General features: G+C 69.2%; 14 protein-coding genes. 6 read left to right on the top strand and 8 right to left on the bottom strand.

Translation table 11 applies throughout. The annotated features are described in order from the left end of the window. Positions 1-50: 50 nt before the first annotated feature. A complete protein-coding gene (locus Q9R02_RS09565) occupies positions 51-1,262 on the top strand; it encodes an AI-2E family transporter (protein ID WP_305996446.1) in 1,212 nt (403 codons plus the stop codon). Further along, positions 1,252-2,490, top strand: a complete 1,239-nt coding sequence (ilvA, locus tag Q9R02_RS09560) for a threonine ammonia-lyase (RefSeq protein ID WP_425279249.1) — start codon at positions 1,252-1,254, stop codon at positions 2,488-2,490. The genes Q9R02_RS09565 and ilvA overlap by 11 nt, the downstream gene beginning before the upstream one ends. Positions 2,491-2,603: 113 nt before the next feature. Here the strand turns inward: ilvA and Q9R02_RS09555 are convergent, their stop codons facing one another. From Q9R02_RS09555 to Q9R02_RS09545, 3 genes are all read right to left on the bottom strand, one after another. Then, the gene (locus Q9R02_RS09555; protein ID WP_305996444.1) at positions 2,604-2,879 is read right to left on the bottom strand and encodes a hypothetical protein; all 276 of its coding nucleotides are present in this window, start codon (positions 2,877-2,879) and stop codon (positions 2,604-2,606) included. Positions 2,880-3,310: 431 nt separating this feature from the next. After that, positions 3,311-3,805, bottom strand: a complete 495-nt coding sequence (greA, locus tag Q9R02_RS09550; RefSeq protein ID WP_305996443.1) for a transcription elongation factor GreA — start codon at positions 3,803-3,805, stop codon at positions 3,311-3,313. A gap of 188 nt (positions 3,806-3,993) precedes the next feature. Further along, positions 3,994-4,410, bottom strand: coding sequence for a DUF4307 domain-containing protein (locus Q9R02_RS09545; protein ID WP_305996442.1), 417 nt, complete (start codon positions 4,408-4,410; stop codon positions 3,994-3,996). A 106-nt stretch (positions 4,411-4,516) separates the two neighbouring features. Between Q9R02_RS09545 and mca the strand changes: the two genes are divergently transcribed. The 3 genes from mca to Q9R02_RS09530 all read left to right on the top strand — a co-directional run bounded on the left by mca (position 4,517) and on the right by Q9R02_RS09530 (position 7,988). Next, positions 4,517-5,422 carry a mycothiol conjugate amidase Mca gene (gene mca / locus Q9R02_RS09540; RefSeq protein WP_305996441.1) on the top strand — a complete coding sequence of 302 codons (906 nt, stop codon included), beginning with the start codon at positions 4,517-4,519 and terminating at the stop codon, positions 5,420-5,422. A gap of 61 nt (positions 5,423-5,483) precedes the next feature. Next, the gene (locus tag Q9R02_RS09535) at positions 5,484-5,759 is read left to right on the top strand and encodes a hypothetical protein (protein WP_305996440.1); all 276 of its coding nucleotides are present in this window, start codon (positions 5,484-5,486) and stop codon (positions 5,757-5,759) included. Positions 5,760-5,792: 33 nt separating this feature from the next. Continuing rightward, the gene (locus tag Q9R02_RS09530) at positions 5,793-7,988 is read left to right on the top strand and encodes a thioredoxin domain-containing protein (RefSeq protein WP_305996439.1); all 2,196 of its coding nucleotides are present in this window, start codon (positions 5,793-5,795) and stop codon (positions 7,986-7,988) included. A 78-nt stretch (positions 7,989-8,066) separates the two neighbouring features. Here the strand turns inward: Q9R02_RS09530 and Q9R02_RS09525 are convergent, their stop codons facing one another. Both Q9R02_RS09525 and Q9R02_RS09520 read right to left on the bottom strand, forming a co-directional pair. Beyond that, positions 8,067-8,393, bottom strand: coding sequence for a branched-chain amino acid transporter permease (locus Q9R02_RS09525; protein ID WP_305996438.1), 327 nt, complete (start codon positions 8,391-8,393; stop codon positions 8,067-8,069). Continuing rightward, complete coding sequence (locus tag Q9R02_RS09520) at positions 8,386-9,129, bottom strand: AzlC family ABC transporter permease (RefSeq protein WP_305996437.1); 744 nt, start codon at positions 9,127-9,129, stop codon at positions 8,386-8,388. The genes Q9R02_RS09525 and Q9R02_RS09520 overlap by 8 nt, the downstream gene beginning before the upstream one ends. Before the next feature lie 80 nt (positions 9,130-9,209). Between Q9R02_RS09520 and Q9R02_RS09515 the strand changes: the two genes are divergently transcribed. Further along, complete coding sequence (locus Q9R02_RS09515; RefSeq protein ID WP_305996436.1) at positions 9,210-9,650, top strand: Lrp/AsnC family transcriptional regulator; 441 nt, start codon at positions 9,210-9,212, stop codon at positions 9,648-9,650. 88 nt (positions 9,651-9,738) lie between these two features. On the opposite strand, the gene Q9R02_RS09510 is transcribed toward Q9R02_RS09515, so the two are convergent. From Q9R02_RS09510 to Q9R02_RS09500, 3 genes are all read right to left on the bottom strand, one after another. Beyond that, a complete protein-coding gene (locus Q9R02_RS09510; RefSeq protein WP_305996435.1) occupies positions 9,739-11,265 on the bottom strand; it encodes an amino acid permease in 1,527 nt (508 codons plus the stop codon). A 77-nt stretch (positions 11,266-11,342) separates the two neighbouring features. Further along, positions 11,343-12,779: an aspartate ammonia-lyase gene (locus Q9R02_RS09505; RefSeq protein ID WP_305996434.1), complete on the bottom strand. Its 1,437-nt coding sequence runs from the start codon at positions 12,777-12,779 to the stop codon at positions 11,343-11,345. A gap of 8 nt (positions 12,780-12,787) precedes the next feature. Further along, the gene (locus Q9R02_RS09500) at positions 12,788-13,795 is read right to left on the bottom strand and encodes an asparaginase (RefSeq protein ID WP_305996433.1); all 1,008 of its coding nucleotides are present in this window, start codon (positions 13,793-13,795) and stop codon (positions 12,788-12,790) included. Positions 13,796-13,800: the final 5 nt, after the last annotated feature.

Below are 13,800 nucleotides of genomic sequence, written 5' to 3'. Positions count from 1 at the left end.
CCATGCGAACGCATTTTCCAAACAGCGTGCCACTGCGCCAGGATTGATGCATGTCAGGAACCGCGAAGAACGGCACGTCAGTGGAGCCCCGTCCGACGCGTGGCCGGATGCTTGATGAGGACATCCCCTACGGAGTCCGCGTCGCCGCCGAATGGGCCTGGCGCGTCGGGATCATCCTGATCACCGGGGGAGTGCTCATCTGGCTCCTCTCCAAGGTCAGCTTCCTCCTCATCCCGCTCCTCCTGGCAGCGCTCTTCACCGCACTGCTCAACCCCGTCGTCGCCTGGCTCAGCCGGCGCCGGCTGCCCCGTGGCATCGCCGTGGCGATCACCATGCTGGGACTCATCGCCGTCGTCGTGCTCACCCTGATCTTCGTGGGGCGGCAGGCCACGGCCGGGTTCAAGGAGCTGTGGGGACAGGCGCTGGAAGGCGTCAAGCAGGTCCAGCAGTGGTTGCAGGACGGGCCTCTGCAGATCACCACGGACCAGCTGGACAAGTACCTGAGTCAGCTGACCGGCAGCCTCCAGAACCAGAGCAGCGCCATCCTCACCGGCGCGCTCAGCGTGGGCAGCGGCGCCGGGCACATCGCCGCCGGGCTGCTCCTGACCCTCTTCATCCTCATCTTCTTCCTCCTGGAGGGCCGCCAGATCTGGGCCTTCCTGACGAAACTGGCGCCCCGCAAAGCCCGCCCTGCGCTGGACGGCGCGGGGCGGAAGGCCTGGACCTCGGTGGGGAGTTACGTCCGCATCCAGGTCTTCGTGGCCGCCGTGGACGCGATCGGCATTGGCGCGGGTGCGGCGATCATCGGGGTCCCGCTGGCCCTGCCGCTGGGGCTTGCCGTGTTCCTGGGCTCCTTCATCCCGGTGGTGGGCGCCCTGGTCACCGGCGCCGTGGCCGTCCTCCTGGCCCTCGTGGCCAACGGCCTGGTCAACGCCGTGATCATGCTGGCGATCGTCCTGGTGGTGCAGCAGCTGGAGAGCCACGTGCTGCAGCCGCTGGTCATGGGCAAGGCCGTCTCCCTCCACCCGGTGGGCGTGATTCTGGCCGTCGCGGCCGGTTCCTTCCTGGCCGGCATCCCCGGCGCGCTGTTCGCGGTGCCGGTCCTGGCGGCCCTGAACTCCGCCATCCGGTTCATCGCCGCCCGCGGCTGGGAGACCGACGTCGTCCCGGCCACCCCTGAACTTCCTCTCGCCGACGGCGAGACGGAGACGCAAGAAGAACAGCCGATCAATTCCAAGGAGGCCATCAGTGATGACCACTGAAGCCCTGCCCGTCACGCTCCATGACGTCGTCCGTGCACAGGAATTGCTCGACGGCGTCATTACCGTCACGCCCATCGAGAAATCCAGGGCACTGTCCCGGATGGTCGGCGGCGACGTGGTGTTCAAGTGCGAGAACCTGCAGCGCGCCGGCTCCTTCAAGGTCCGCGGCGCCTACGTCCGCATGGCCCGGCTGAGCGACGAGGAGAAGGCCCGCGGCGTCGTCGCGGCCTCCGCCGGCAACCACGCCCAAGGTGTCGCCTCCGCGGCCAAGGCACTGGGCATCAAGGCCCGCATCTACATGCCGCTCGGTGTGGCCCTGCCCAAGCTCGCGGCCACCCGCGACCACGGCGCCGAGGTGGTCCTGCACGGCCACAATGTGGACGAGGCCCTCGCCGAGGCGCAGCGCTACGCCGACGCCTCCGGCGCCGTCTTCGTGCACCCGTTCGACAATGTGGACGTGGTGGCAGGCCAGGGCACCATCGGCCTGGAGATCCTGGAGCAGGTGCCCGACGTCGACACGATCGTCATGGGGGTGGGCGGCGGCGGGCTGCTGGCCGGCGTCTCCGTGGCCATCAAGGAGCGCGCGCGGCAGCTGGGCCGCGAGATCCGCGTGATCGGCGTGCAGGCGGAGAACGCGGCGGCCTACCCGCCGTCGCTGGCCGCCGACGCCCTGGTGCCGCTGAAGAAGGTCTCCACCATGGCCGACGGCATTGCCGTGGGCCGCCCGGGCCAGCTGCCGTTCAGCATCATCCGCGAGCTGGTGGACGATGTGGTGACGGTCAGCGAGGACGCCCTGGCCCGGGCCCTGATCTTCCTGCTGGAGCGTGCCAAGCTCGTCGTGGAACCCGCGGGCGCCGTGGGGGTGGCCGCGCTCATGGAAGGACGGATCGAGAACCCCGGCAAGGTGGCCGTCATCCTCTCGGGTGGCAACATCGACCCGATGCTCATGCTGAAGGTCATCCAGCGCGGTCTCTACGCCGCGGGCCGCTTCCTGACCGTGCGGATCCTCCTGGACGACCGTCCCGGCTCGCTGGCGACGATCTCCCGCATCATCGCCGAGCACGACGCGAACGTCACCGGCGTAGACCACACCCGCGTGGGCGGCTCCATCAGCATGGGCGACGTGTCCATCACCGTGGACCTGGAGACCAAGGGCCACGAACACTCCGAAGTGGTGCTCAACGCGCTCCGCGCCGAGGGCTTCCAGCCGATCGTGGTGCACTTCTAGAGTTCCGCCCCTCGTCCCCGCGAGAGGACAGACGTGGTCGCTTCCCATCACGGAATGCGACCACTTCTGTCCTCTCGCGAAGGGGTACGACGACGGGTGGCTGGCGCGTGCGGTCAGGAGCCGGCCGGCTGGGTGACCAGGAGAGCCCATTCGGCACCGGGCGGAACGGTGACGGAGACGTCGATGACACCGTCCGGTGGGGTCTGCATGGATCCCGCAAAGGTGCCGGGCTCGCCTGATGCGCCGCAATCGCCGCTGACGCCGTAGTCCGGCCCCACGGACGTGTGCAGGGAGACCGTGAGTTGACCCTTTCCCCGGCATTGGACGGTGAAGATCACGGTCCCCTGTGTCACGCTCCGTAGGTGCACGAGCCAGGAAACCTTGGTCATGCGGTCGACTTTCAAAATGACCTTCTGCGCCACTTTCGAGGTGTCGATAACCACAGGGCCGGCTGTGGGCACAGCCGGCAGGGTGGGAAAGTCCGAGGGCGCCGGCGGCGGCGCGGGCAGGGCCGGGCCGCTGGCCCCTGGAGCCGGCGAGTACACGGCGGTGCGCTGCGGCATCGGTGCCATGTCCGGCGGTGGCTCGAACGGTGAGCACCCCGCCAGAAGTGGCAGGACCAGAGCAACGATCAAGAAGCGCCGCCCAGCGGTCGCAGCAGTTGTATCCCCCGACATGACCCGAGCCTAGACGCCGGGGTCCCGTCCGTCGAGAGCCTTCACCCGCCGTCGCGCATTCACCTCGCGAGAAGACAGAAGTGGTCGCCTCCCGTGATGGGAAGCGACCACTTCTGTACTCTCGCGGAGAGGGAGGCGGATTCTCAGCCGGTGAACGGCTTGGCGGAGATGATCTCCACCGTGATCTGCTTCCCGTTCGGGGCGGTGTAGGTGACGGTCTCGCCTTCCTTGTGGCCGGTGATGGCCGCGCCGAGGGGGGACTTCTCGCTGAAGACGTCCAGGTCGGAGCCGCCGGCGATCTCACGGGAACCGAGGAGGAACTTCTCCTCATCCCCTGCGATCTTCGCGACGACGACCATGCCGGGCTCCACGACGCCGTCGTCGGCGGGTGCGGCACCCACCTGGGCGTCGCGCAGCAGCACGGTCAGCTGGCGGATGCGGGCCTCGATCTTGCCCTGCTCATCCTTGGCGGCATGGTAGCCGCCGTTCTCCTTGAGGTCGCCTTCCTGGCGCGCGGCTTCGATGCGCCCGACGATCTCAGCGCGACCGGGGCCGGAAAGGTGCTCCAGTTCAGCCTTGAGACGGTCGTACGCTTCCTGGGTCAGCCACGCTGCGGGTGCGCCATTGGTGGTGGACACGTATGAACTCCTCTTGATCAACAGACAAGCAAAGACCCCGTGACTGGCCGCTGTATGACAGGCACAAACCAGTGCGACGGGGCAAAAGGTATTCGACCAGTGTAGGCAAGTGGCCGGATAAACCAAAGTCACATGGGACTCACGGCGACCACCGGTTCATGGGCGCCCGCCGGAGCGCGAAGAGGGTGTCAGCCCTTGGACCAGCAGCTGTCCACCACGCCGGAGACCGCCAGGGACTCCGTGCGGATGCTCACGCGCTGCTGCGTGGTGCGGCCGTTCTCGGCTCCGAAATCGGCTGCGTTGGCGGGGATGTCCACGTACTTCCAGCCGACCACGGCGAACTGGTTGTCCAGCGCCTTGACGGCGCAGACGGCCTCATGGGTGCGGTCCTTGGAGACCTGGAAGTCGACCTCGGCGAACGACGGGTCATTGGCGCTGAAGCTCACGGTGTTGAAGTTCACGCTGTCGACGTTGGACACGTTCACGTTCAGCAGAGCGGCGAGACCGCACGCCACGACGACGCCGGAAATGATGAGGGTGATCTTGGTCTTGCGTGTGACGGGACGCTTCTGGCCGCCGTAGCGATTGGCTAGGCTTGACTTCACAGGCGTTGGACTCTGGCTCGACGTCACCACACCATTCTAGTTCCTTGAACCCACCGGCCCGCGCGGATCCGCGGAGGTGGGCCGAGCCCCTGCCAGGAGGCACCCCATGAGCGTCGTCGACGCCATCGTCCCGGACGCGTCCACTCAGGAGACCCTCCGGGTCATGTTCGTTCACGCCCACCCGGACGACGAGTCCAGCAAGGGCGCGGCCACCATGGCACGCTACGTGGACCAGGGTGCCGAGGTCCTCGTGGCCACCTGCACCGACGGTTCCCGCGGTGACATCCAGAACCCCGGGATGGAGACGGCGCCGCACCCCAAACGGGACATGGCCGGCGCCCGCCGCCAGGAGATGGACCGTGCGGCTGAGGTGCTCGGCGTGCAGCAGCAGTGGCTCGGCTTCATCGATTCGGGTCTCCCGGAGGGGGACCCCTTGCCTCCGCTGCCCGCCGGAAGTTTCGCCGTGCAGCCGCTGGAGATCGCCGCAGCCCCGCTGGTTCGCCTGGTCCGCGCGTTCCGGCCGCACGTCGTCGTCGCCTATGACGAGAACGGCGGCTACCCGCACCCCGACCACATCATGGCGCACAGGGTGGCCGTGGAGGCGTACCATGCCGCCGGCGACCCGGACCGCTATCCGGGCACCGGTGCCGCCTGGGAGCCGAGCAAGCTCTACTACGACTGCGGGATGAGCCTGCCCCGCATGCGTGCGTTGCGCGACGCGGCACGGGAGGAAGGGCTGCAGATCCCGAACCTGGGGTGGATCGACGCCTGGCTGGACTCCAAGGCCGAGCCGCTGCACATTCCCACCACTCGGATCGACTGCGGCGAGTGGTTCCCGCGCCGCGACGACGCGCTCCGCGCCCACCGGACCCAGATCGACCCGGACGGCTTCTTCTTCGCCTTCCCCGCCGAACTGCAGCGCCGCATCTGGCCGTACGAGGAATTCGTGCTGATCCACTCCCGGCTGGGGGAGACCGTGCCGGAGACCGATCTGTTCGCCGGCCTGCGCTGACTCCACGCTCTTCTATCCGGCGTAGAATTGAACAGTTCCCCACAGACCGAAGGTGTGAAGCGTGTTCCAGCTGTTCGTGCAACTTGCCAATGACCCGAGCCCCAGCCCTCTCCCGGGCCTGAAGCCGGGCCTCACGCAGGACATGGTCACGCCGGGCCTGCTCGGCTTCATCGCCACGGCGTTCATCGTCATCATCATGGCGTTCCTGATCGTGGACATGGTCCGCCGCATCCGCCGGGTGCGGTACCGCGGTGAGCTGGCGGAGAAGGCGGAGCTCGACGCCGCCGAGGCCGCGGGCGAGGAGCCCACGGCACAGGACGGTCCGTCACAGGACTGAATCCCTGTCTGTCCGAGGGGTTAGCGTGGATTCATGGCCAATCACCTCGCCGGACAGAGCAGCCTCTACTTGCGCCAGCACGCCCACCAGCCCGTGGACTGGCACGTCTTCGGGCCTGAGGCGTTCGCCGAGGCGCGCCGCCGGGATGTCCCGGTGTTCCTCTCGATCGGCTATGCGGCATGCCATTGGTGTCACGTCATGGCCCATGAGTCCTTTGACGATGAAACCGTCGCCGCGTACCTGAACCAGCACTTCGTCGCCATCAAGGTGGACCGGGAGGAACGGCCGGACGTCGACGCCGTCTACATGACGGCCACCCAGGCGCTCACCGGTGAGGGCGGCTGGCCGATGACGGTGTTCACACTGCCGGACGGCCGGGCCTTCTTCGCCGGGACGTATTTCGCCCCCGAACCGCGCGGGGGGCGCCCATCCTTCCCGCAGATCCTCACCGCCGTGGTGGAGGCCTGGCGGGACCGCCGCGAACAGGTCACCGAACAGGCGGCCAAGCTCGCCGCGGGCCTGGGCGACTACGCCTCGCCCGTGCGCGTCACCGCTCAGACATTCGACGACGTCGGCGCACGCCTGGCCGCCGCCCTGAGCGCCGGCGTCGCGCGGCTGGGGGAGCTCGAATCGCCCGACGGCGGCTTCGGCACCGCCCCCAAGTTCCCGCCCAGCCCACTGCTGCCCTTCCTGGCCGGCCATGCAGCGAGCGGCCTGGACGGCGCTGAGACCGCGGGGGATGTGCTGGCACGGACCCTGGCAGCCATGTCCCGCTCCGCGTTGCGTGACCAGCTGGACGGCGGCTACTGCCGGTACTCGGTGACGGCGGACTGGTCCGTCCCGCACTTCGAGAAGATGCTCTACGACAACGCCCAGCTTCTGCGCGGTCACGCCCGCCACCTGCGGTTGCTCCGGTCCCCGGAAGGGGCTATCCATCGTGAGCGGTGGGCCGCCCTGTATCCCGAGTCCGAGGCCGTCGCCGCCACGGAGGAACTGGTCGCATTTCTGACCACGCCATCCGCCGACGGCGGGCTCCGCGGGGTCGGACCCGCGGCCGGAGCGTTCCTCTCCGCCCTGGACGCGGACTCCACGCCGGCTGAGGAGCAGCTGCGCCGGGCGGGTTTGGAGAGCGCCGGCCTGCACGAGCGGGAGGGTGCCTTCGCCGTCTGGAGCTTGGATGAGTTCCGGGAGGTCCTGGGTGATGACGTCGGCGTGCGGCTGGCCCGGGCGCTCCACGTGTCCGAGCGGGGCACCGTGTCCGCGCTCGGGTCACCCCTGCACCCTGGCGGGCCGCTCAGCGCCGAGGACCGCGCGCTGCTGGACTCGGCGCGGCTCGCCCTGCTCGAATCCAGGGCGCGGCGGCCGCTGCCGGTGGTCGATGACAAGGTGGTGGCCGCCTGGAACGCCATGGCCGTGACGGGCCTGGTGGAGGCCGGCCTCGCCCTGGACCGGCCCGAATGGGTGAGCCGGGCCGTGGCCGCGGGACGGTACCTGCGCGACGTCCACTGGGACGAGGCCTCCGCGACACTCGCGCGGGTGTCCCATGAGGGCCGGCCCGGCGCGGTGGCGGGCCTCCTGGAGGACTACGCCCACGGGCTGGAAGCCGCACTGGCCCTGTATTCGGCCACGGGCGATGCGTCCTGGTTCGCCTGGGCACGCGAGCTCGCGGCCGCCGTCGAGCAGGGTTTCCTGGATGACGGCCGGCTCCTGAACGAGGATGCCCGTCAGACCGGTGAGGCCTTGGACCCCCTGCGCGCGGCGTACGGCGGCAGCACCGCCGTCGAGCTGTACGACGGCGCCACGCCCGCCCCCGCAGGCGTGCTCGCCGCGGCTTGGCTGACCCTGTCCGCACTCACGGGGGAGACGGAGCTCCGGGACCGTGCCGTCGGTCTGGCCCGGACGGCCGCGCAGGCCGCGTCCGGCCAGCCACGGGTGGGCGGGACGGCCAATGCGGTGCTGCTGACGGCGCACCTCGGCGTCCTGGAAGTCGCCCTGGTGGGTCCCGAAGGGACGGCACTGGATGCCCTGCGCGGTGCGGCGCATGCAAGTGCCCGGCCCGGCGTGGCGATCGCCTGGGGGCGCGGCGAGGCGGACGCGAGTGTGCCGCTCCTGGCCGGCCGTGGCCCGGCCCCGGACGGAAGCCCGAGGGCGTTCGTGTGCCGGGAGATGGTGTGCCACGCGCCGGTCGGCACGGTGGAGGAGCTCCGCGCGGAACTCACCGGCGACTGACTGCTCAGTTGTGGTGACGTGCAGCGCCCGCAGCCCACCACAATTGAGCACTCAGCGACGGGCGCACTCGCGGAGGCGTCAGAACACCAGGTTTGCCAGGACCAGGCACACCGCGGTGCCGGCGAGCATGCTCAGCACGGCGTTCCGGCGCCACCAATGCACCCCAGCCGTGACCACGATGCCGGACACCTCGGGGATGCCGTGGGAGGAACCGCCGAAATCCACCCCGCTCACCGCGTAGACGAGCAGGATCAGGATCGCACCCAGGGGCATCCAGCTGCGCAGATCGGCCAGCAAGGCGGAGTCCTTGAGCGCTCCTTTGAGGGCGAACGGGATGGCCCGCAGCGCGAACGTCACGGCCGCCGCGGCACCCACCCCGAGCAGGAGATAGGGGACGTCAGCCATGGTGGGCCTCCCCGTGAGCCGCGCGGCGTCGTCGTGCCTCCAGCCAGTGGCGCGCCAGCAGCAGCACCACGAAGAGGCCGAGGGCGATCGGGAGCATCTGCGCCGGGGCGATCAGGAGAGCCACCACCGCGGCACCCGCAGCGCACAGCACCAGGGACAGTTCGGGGCGGGCACGGATGGCATCGATCGTCAAGATCGTGAAGAGGGCCACCATGAGGAAGCCCAGGCCCTTCACCTGGCCCAGGAACCCGCTCCCGAGCAGGGCGCCCAGGACGGAACCGCTGACCCAGGAGATCTGGAGCAGCGCCTGGGTCCAGAGGATCTGAGAGGATGATGCCTTCCCGCCGCGGTGCCCGGACAGGAGTGCGAACGCCTCATCGCAGAGCGAATAGATGCTGTAGGTCTTCGCCAGCGGTCCGTTCACGCGCTCCAGCGGGAAGGAGAAACCGTAGAACAGGTGGCGTGAGTTCACCAGGAACGCCGTGGCCGCGATGCTCAGGACTGGCGTGGACGCGGCCAGAAGCCCCACGAGGATGAACTCGACCGAGCCTGCGAAGACCACCCCGGACAGCAGGGGCGCCAGCCACCAGGGCAGGCCGTGACTGGTGACCAGGACACCCAGGCCCATTCCGAGCGGGACGAAACCCAGGCAGACCATGCCGGCCTCTGAGACGGCGTCCCGGAAGCCCGAGTGGGCAGCCGGGGTGGAGACGATGGGCTGGGAAGTGTCAGGCACCCCTCCATCCTAAGGAGGCCTGGGAGCAATATGAATGCCGATCATTGCTGTCTTACGGCGAAACAGGGCAATATTCTTTTATGGACTCCATTGACCGCGCAATCCTGGATCTTCTCCAGTGGGACGGGCGCATGAGCAACCAGGAACTCGCTGAGCGCGTCGGTCTCACGCCGGCGCCCTGCTTGCGCCGGGTGCGGCGCTTGGAGGCCGACGGCGTGATCACCGGCTACGGTGCCGTGCTGGACCCGGTGTCGATGGGCCGGGCCTTCGAGGTGATCGTCTACGCGGACCTGGTGGCCAAGGACCTCGCCACGGTGGAGGCCTTCGAGGAGCGCCTGGCCGGGATGCCGGAGGTGCTGGAGCTGCGCCGCATGTTCGGCATCCCGGACTACTTCATCCGTGTGGGCGTGGAGGACCTGGCCGCCTACGAGCGATGGCTGACCGCGAAACTCATGGGGGACCCCGCCATCTCCCGCGTGGACTCCCGCCTCACCATGAAGGTGCTCAAGGCGATGCGGTGACAGCCCGACGGCGGTGCGGCCGCCGTCGTCGTTAAACGCCGGTGCCCGGCCCTCAAGGAGTGCGGGCCGGGCACCGGTGTGAAGGGGTTTACTTCTTCGGTGTGGGCCGATTGGCGATGACGGGCGCGGCGCCGGTGAAGCCGCGGCGGTCCTCCGCGATCTGCCGGATCCGCTCGCGGCAGGCGTACCAGCCGGCGGTCATGAGGGCGCAGGCGATGATGGTGGCGCCGAGGGTCCAGGGGGAGTCGATGAAGACCATGATCAGGACGATGACCAGGAAGACCAGGGTGAGGTAGCCGGTGAAGGGGGCGCCGGGCATGCGGAAGGAGGGCCGTTCCAGCCAGCCCTTGGCGGCCCAGCGTTGGAGCTGGATCTGGCAGAGGATGATGGTGGCCCAGGAGGCGATGATGCCCACGGAGGCGACGTTGAGGACGATTTCGAAGGCCTGGCCCGGGACGAGGTAGTTCAGCGGGACGCCGAGCAGGGAGACGATCGCGGTCAGGGCGATGCCGCCGTAGGGGACGCCGGCCTTGTTCATACGCAGGGCGAATTTCGGGGCGGAGCCGGCCGCGGCCATGGAGCGCAGGATGCGTCCGGTGGAGTAGAGTCCGGCGTTCAGGGAGGACAAGGACGCGGTGAGGACCACGAGGTTCATGATGGAGTCCATGCCGTTGACGCCGATGGAGCCGAAGAACGTCACGAAGGGGCTGACACCGGACTGGTAGGCGGTGTAGGGCAGGAGCAGGGAGAGCAGGATGACGGATCCGACGTAGAACACGGCGATGCGGAAGACCACGGAATTGATGGCCTTGGGCATGATCTTCTCCGGGTTCTGGGTTTCGCCGGCGGCGGTGCCGACGAGTTCCACGGAGGCGTACGCGAAGACCACGCCTTGCATGAGCAGGATCATGGGCATCAGGCCGTTGGGGAAGATGCCGCCGTGATCGGTGATGAGGGAGAAGCCGGTGGGGGCTCCGGTGGGGGTGCCGAAGATGACCAGGTAGATGCCGATGATCAGGAATGCGACCAGGGCCACCACCTTGATCAGGGCGAACCAGAATTCCATTTCGCCGAAGACCTTCACCGAGACCAGGTTCAGGGCCAGGACCACGACCAAGGCGATCAGGGCCCAGGCCCATTGCGGGACGGCGTCGATCCAGGGGACGTATTTGCCGAAGAAGTGCATGTACAGGGCCGCGGCGGTGGTGTCCACGATGGTGGTGAAGGCCCAGTTGATCCAGTAGAACCAGCCGGAGATGAACGCGGCCTTCTCGCCGAAGAACTCACGGGCGTAGGAGACGAAGGAGCCCGAGGACGGCCGGTGCAGGACCAGTTCGCCCAGGGCACGCAGGATCAGGAAGACGAAGGCGCCGCAGAGGGCGTAGGCGATGACCAGGGACGGGCCCGCGGCGGCCAGGCGGCCGCCGGCGCCCATGAACAGGCCCGTGCCGATCGCACCACCGATCGCGATCATCTGGACCTGACGGTTCTTCAGGCCCTTGTGGTAGCCGGCGTCCTCGGCATGGATGACATGGTCGGTGGAGTGGGCGTGACCGCCGTCCTCCAGATGATCGGGAACGGCCTGGGGGCTCTGAGGGGTTCCGGGGGAGGACATGAGGCGTCCTTTCGGTCTGGTTCGGGTGGTTCGGAGCCGGGGGCATGCCGCCGGCCGAGCGTCTGGGGAGACGGAGGTCAGGAGGAGAGGTTGGCGAGGCGTTCGGGCTTGAGCAGTTCCTCAAGACGTTCGGCCGAGAGCAGGCCACGCTCCAGGACGAGTTCGGCGACGCCGCGTCCGCTGGCGAGTGCCTCCTGGGCGATGGACGTCGCCGCGGCGTAGCCCAGGTACGGGTTGAGGGCCGTGACCAGGCCGATGGAGTGCTCCACGGTGGCGCGCAGGTGGGCCGAGTTGGCCGTGATGCCCTGGACGCAGCGGGCCGTCAGGGTGCGGCACGCGTGCTCCAGGTGGGTGATGCTCTTGTGCAGGCTGTGCACGATCACCGGCTCGAAGGCGTTCAGCTGCAGCTGACCGGCTTCGGCGGCCATGGTGATGGTGACGTCATTGCCGATTACCTCGTAGGCGACCTGGCTCACGACCTCCGGGATCACCGGGTTGATCTTGCCGGGCATGATGGAGGATCCGGACTGCACGGCCGGGAGGTTGATCTCGCCCAGGCCCGCGCGGGGACCGCTGGAGAGCAGCCGGAGGTCGTTGCAGATCTTGGACAGCTTCACGGCCACGCGCTTGAGCACTCCGGAGAGGTGCACGAACGCACCCATGTCGCTCGTGGCTTCGATCAGGTCCACGGCGGTGACGAGCGGCAGCCCTGTCGCCTCGGCCACGTGGCGGCAGGCCAGCTCGGCGTAGCCGGCCGGGGCGTTCAGCCCGGTGCCGATGGCCGTGGCGCCCAGGTTGATCTCGTACATGAGCCGGGAGGATTCCCGCAGACGCTCGCGGTCCTCGCCGATGGTGACGGCGAAGCTGCCGAACTCCTGGCCCAGGGTCATGGGCACGGCGTCCTGGAGCTGGGTGCGCCCCATCTTGACCACGGTGCGGAACTCCTGGGACTTATCCCGGAAGGCGCCCTGGAGTTCCTCCAGAGCGTTCAGCAGACCCTCGATGCCGTGGGCCGTGGCCACGCGGACCGCGGTGGGGTACACGTCGTTGGTCGACTGGCTGAGGTTCACGTGGTCGTTCGGGTGCAGCGTGGCGTAGTCGCCGCGCGGCTTGCCCAGGATCTCCAGGGCGCGGTTGGCGATGACCTCATTGGCGTTCATGTTCGACGACGTCCCGGCGCCGCCCTGGATCACGTCCACCACGAACTGCTCGTCCAGCTTGCCGGCCATCACGTCCTGACAGGCGGCCTCGATGGCGTCGCCGCGCTCAGCATCCAGTCGGCCCAGTTCCCGGTTGGCGCGGGCCGCGGCCAGCTTCACGGCCGCCAGGGCGTGGACCAGGTGCGGGTTGGTCGAGAGGGGACGCCCGGTGATGGGGAAGTTCTCCACGGCGCGCAGCGTGTGGACGCCCCAGTAGGCGTCCGCGGGCACATTGCGGTTGCCCAGGAGGTCGTGCTCCAGGCGGAAGCCTTCCTTGGCGGATTCGTCGGTGACGGGGGCGGGGGCAATGGTCATGATGTTCCTTAACGCTGCTGGGCTGAGGCGAGGACGGAGGGAAGCGCATCGAGGCTGCCGCGCACCACGCCGCCGCCCAGGACGGGGGAGGAGGCGATGGCGGACAGCGGTTCGGTGTCGACACCGAGGGTCTGGAGCGCCTGGACGGCGACCGGCATGCGCGCCCGGTCCCCGCCGTCGGAGATCTTCACGGCGACCGCGCTGCCGTCCGGCAGCCCGATCAGCTGGACGCCCTCGAAGCCGTCCTTCGCCAGTGCGCCGGGCAGGGCGCGCATGAGGGCGGTGACATCGCGGCCCTCTCCGGCCACCATCTCGGGGTGTTGCATCATGGCGCGGGCGACGACGGCGGCCGCGCGCTCGACGTCGTCCTCTGCGGTCTCCGGGGCGGCGGCGAGGCGGGCCATCCGGCCGTAGCCGCGGGCCATGGCGGTCAGGCTCAGGGCGGGAAGCGGGGTGCCGCAGCCGTCCGTGGACCACTGGGCGGGCTCCTCGCCGGTGAGGGCGGCGACGGTGCGCATGACGAGCTGCTGCATCGGGTGTGCGGGGTTCAGGTAGCCCTCCACCGGCCAGCCGTTCAGGGTGCACGTGCCCACCATCGCGGCGTGCTTGCCGGAGCAGTTCTGACAGACGCGATCGGCGACGCCGCCCTCCCGCAGCCAGGCCTCGCGTTCCGGGCCGCCGTACGGCAGGTCCACGGTGTTGGCCAGGGCGTCCGCGGTGAGACCGTGCAGGCGCAGGATCTCCTGCGTGCCGGCGCGGTGTTCGGCCCCGCCGCTGTGGCTCGCGGCGGCGAGCGCCATGAGCGGCGCCGGCAGCTGGAGCCCGGCCAGGACCATGGCGACCGCCTGGAAGGGCTTGAGCGCCGAGCGCGGGTAGAACGGGGCACCGGGGTCGCCGGCGCCGGAGAGCAGCGCCCCGTCGGTGCCGGTGACGGCGACGGAGCCGTAGTGGACGCCTTCCACGCGCTCGTCGCGCGTCAGGGCGGCCACGGGCACATGGGCGGGGAGGACGGGCATGGGTG

The organism is Arthrobacter horti (assembly GCF_030731045.1).
Taxonomy (GTDB): Bacteria; Actinomycetota; Actinomycetes; order Actinomycetales; family Micrococcaceae; genus Arthrobacter_E; species Arthrobacter_E nanjingensis.
Note: the sequence above shows the minus strand (reverse complement) of the source record. Positions and strands in the feature narration are given on the sequence as shown.